Source organism: bacterium (assembly GCA_037131655.1).
Lineage (GTDB): Bacteria > Armatimonadota > Fimbriimonadia > Fimbriimonadales > JBAXQP01 > JBAXQP01.
In genome coordinates this window covers 1-3,014 of record JBAXQP010000315.1, presented here as the reverse complement: position 1 = coordinate 3,014, position 3,014 = coordinate 1, and the positions used below count along the sequence as shown (strand labels likewise).

Here is a 3,014-nt window from a genome sequence, read left to right as displayed (position 1 = left end):
GCTACGGATGCCTCAACAAAAATTATGCCCATTAAAGCGTTGGACTCCTATGGCGGAGGAACGGATTTAACGGTTTCAGCAGGGATTATTTGGGCCGCCGATAATGGCGCTCGAGTGATCAGTATGAGCTTAGGCAGCCCTTCTTATTCCTATACAATGGGTAATGCCATTCAATATGCTTGGAGCAAGGGCTGCGTAATTGTGGCGGCGGCAGGCAACAGCGGCAACTCCAGTTATAGTTATCCGGCAGCCTATCCCCACGTGCTCTCAGTGGCCGCCACAGACAACACCGACACACTCGCCTCATTTTCGAATTTCGGCACATGGGTTAATGTCGCAGCGCCAGGGGTTTCTATCTACTCGACGATGCCTTCCTACCAAGCAACGCTCAACAGCTCTTATGGGATCCCTTTATTCTATGGATATTTAAGCGGCACCTCGATGGCCACTCCGGCTGTTGCCGGAGAGGCGGCTTTGCTAATCGGCCAAAACCCTTCACTTACCAACAGCACGATTTTTAACATAATTGTATCGAATGTCGATACTTATAAGCCGTACGGAACGAACACTATCGGGGCTAGCGCCGGTCGTATTAATGTCTATAATGCCCTTCAAGCGGCCGCGGCTATCACATGCCAGGAACCGACAGCAACAAGCGATACTTATACTACTTTCCAAAATACAGCTTTAGTACTAACTTCCCCAGGGGTGTTAGTGAATGATATGGATCCTCTGGATGTTCCTCTATCCGCAGTCCTTGTCACTAGCCCAATACATGGAAGCTTAATTTTTAACTCGAACGGCTCGTTCACTTACACCCCAACCACCGGTTATTCGGGCGCAGATTCTTATACCTATAAGGCCTTCAACGGCAGCTTCTATTCTAATGTGGTTTCGGTCAGGATAACGGTCGCTTCCAATTCACAGCCGCCCACTGCCGCAAACGACAGCTATAGCGCCTTGCAGAACGTTGCTATGTCAGTATCAAGCCCGGGCGTTCTTGTTAATGATCGCGACCCAAGTGGCCTCACGATGTCAGCCGTCTTAGTGACCAGTCCAACTCATGGCAGCTTGACTTTGAATTTGAACGGCTCTTTTGTCTATACGCCAAACGCGAATTATACAGGCTCTGATACCTTCATCTATAAGGCCTCTAACGGTAGGCTCTATTCAAACAATGCGACAGTCACTATCACTACGAATCCCATCTATCAACCACCAAGGGCCACTGCGGATGCTTATGCAACCAATGCAAATACAGCTTTGACGGTCATTGCTCCGGGAGTGCTCAGTAACGATACCGACCCGAATGGTTTTGCTCTAACAGCAGTATTGCAAACCAACCCGACCCACGGCAGATTAACTTTTAGTGCGAACGGGTCGTTCACCTACACGCCAACCACCGGCTATTCCGGCCCAGATAGCTTCACCTACAAAGCCTTTGACGGCAGGTCCTACTCCGGCGCCGCAACGGTATCGATCACAGTAAATGCCCTAACAGCGCCCAAAGTGCTTACTGTCTATACATCAAATGCGGGAGCAGGTGTCGTTATCTCAGTAAGCCCGCTTGATAATCAAGGAAGAGGTTCCGGAACAGCCCCCTTCAACCGTGTCTATAACAGGAACACCCAAGTCACCCTAACGGCCCCATTAACATCCCGCAACGGGTTAAAGTTCAGGAAATGGCAACGCAACGGCAAAGACTACTCCACAAGCCGAGCCGCCACCGTCACAATGGACAACAACTACACCCTAAGCGCCGTCTACGGCAACGCGAAGAATTAATATCAAAAGCTATAAAGCCCCCTGGGATAGTTCTCCAGGGGGCTTTTGTTTAAAACTCAAATTCGGAGATGCATACGTTTGATGGTGGAGGGCATCCCTCATAAAGAAGAATGCTCAACTGGTTGCGGAAAACCTAACACAGGAAGAGGCGGAAAAGTTGGCTAAGCAGAAAAAAGACACGTTATTTCGTCTTTTTCTTTATCGCAAAGTCATTTAACTTTACTAATAAATTAACCGCAAAAATCAAGATGCTAATTATCAGAATTGCTAAAGCAGGCAAAAGACTATCTTTTAGATAATAGAGACTTGTTAATAATGAAATGATTGAAATGACCATAAAAAACGTTCCCCAATCAAAATCAGGATTAATTTCAAATGATGGCCAGCCAAATGATGGCCAGTCAATTGCATACCAGGGAGACCTATTTAGTGTCTGTTTTTGCCTGCATCCTCTCTTAGCTTTTTGATGAATTATTTTTTCGCCTGATTGTGAATCCTTAGTATCGCTTTTAAAATTACGAATCAGGTTGATTAACAAAATCACAATTAACAGAGCGAACATCGCAAATGCCGACCAATCGAATACCAGCCATTGATTTCTTCTCATGGACGTTGTTACGAAAACTATCCCCATGCCGACTAATAAGCAAGACAAAGGGATGAAAATACGGCTGATTTTGAATAAAGCCCAAGCCCCTAATCCAGAAGCCCCAGCCACCACATATCGAAGTAATTGAAAATAGGCGTAAGGTGGTCTACCATAAATAGCGTACAAAAGCATAACAACCGATAAAAATGCCAATCCAAGAATGCCTAATAGCCAGTCACGCGCTATCGGTTCATTCTGTTCCATCGAAGGTTGCTGTTCGTTTGTCTTCATATTCTTGCAATCTCCATAGCCATTGACGCCCCTTGATTAATAGCAAAAAAAAGTGTAATGCATAAATCTAAGACAACTCTACTGAGAAAATTTATCAAAGACACTCTTTAGCTTCTCAAGCTGCTTAGCCCTTAGCTCCATTTTTTGTATCCATAAAAGAATGCTCGCTCTAGTCAACAGGTGGCTGTTACCCCGCGCATCTATGAAATATGACTGCCGCATGGATGCTGCCTTGATAAAGGCGATAGAGGAACTGAATTCGTCGGGCTTGACTGATTCTATCTCTTTTGACCATTGGTCGTAGTCTTTTGTTGTAAAGTATCTACGTTGGTCCCATGAAGCTAATGCT

Annotated in this window: 3 protein-coding genes; 1 reads left to right on the top strand and 2 read right to left on the bottom strand. The window is 45.8% G+C overall.

The genetic code is table 11. The features are described 5' to 3' along the window. Window positions 1–1,785, top strand: a 1,785-nt coding sequence (locus tag WCO51_11735; protein MEI6513926.1) for an Ig-like domain-containing protein, incomplete at its 5' end; no start/stop codon positions are given. Between the two features lie 181 nt (window positions 1,786–1,966). Here the strand turns inward: WCO51_11735 and WCO51_11730 are convergent. Then, window positions 1,967–2,665, bottom strand: a complete 699-nt coding sequence (locus tag WCO51_11730; GenBank protein ID MEI6513925.1) for a hypothetical protein — start codon at window positions 2,663–2,665, stop codon at window positions 1,967–1,969. 78 nt (window positions 2,666–2,743) lie between these two features. Beyond that, a partial coding sequence (locus WCO51_11725; protein ID MEI6513924.1) for a hypothetical protein occupies window positions 2,744–3,014 on the bottom strand: 271 nt, incomplete at its 5' end.